This window comes from Streptococcus sp. GMD1S (genome assembly GCF_000296875.1).
Classification (GTDB): domain Bacteria; phylum Bacillota; class Bacilli; order Lactobacillales; family Streptococcaceae; genus Streptococcus.
The window spans coordinates 1-572 of record NZ_AJQY01000283.1; the positions used below are offsets into that span (position 1 = coordinate 1).

1 protein-coding gene is annotated in these 572 nt (G+C 39.3%); it reads left to right on the forward strand.

The window, feature by feature from the left end:
- A partial coding sequence (locus GMD1S_RS08810; RefSeq protein WP_000297431.1) for an alpha-galactosidase occupies window positions 1–516 on the forward strand: 516 nt, incomplete at its 5' end.
- Window positions 517–572 lie beyond the last annotated feature (56 nt).

Here is a 572-nt window from a genome sequence, read left to right on the forward strand (position 1 = left end):
CCAATTCAATACGGTTCATCCTATCTCTATCCAACCATTTCTATGGGGGCTCATGTATCAGCAGTACCAAATCATCAGATGGGACGAAAGACCCCATTGGAAACTCGTGGTCATGTAGCAATGATGGGAAATCTGGGCTATGAGCTTGATTTAACAAGTTTATCAGATGAAGAGAAGGCTGAGATTGCTAATCAGGTGAGCTTATATAAAGAATTGCGACCAGTAGTCCAGTTGGGAAATCAGTATAGGTTAATCAATCCCAATGCTGAATCCAATGAAGCAGCTCAACAATTTAACTATGGAAATCAAACGATTGTAACCTACGTCCGAGTCTTATCAGTTGTAGAAACAATGGAAACCACCTTGAAACTGAAAGATTTGGAGGTGGAAGGGCTTTATGAGCTGGAAGGGACAAACATTGTTTATTCGGGTGCAGAGCTCATGTATGCAGGTTTAACTGTTACCCTATCACCAGGAGATTTTTTGAGTAGACAGTATAAATTCAAAAGACTATAATAAAAGCGTATAAATTTATCAAGGAGGCATTCCAATGAAATGGTATAAGAAAGCAG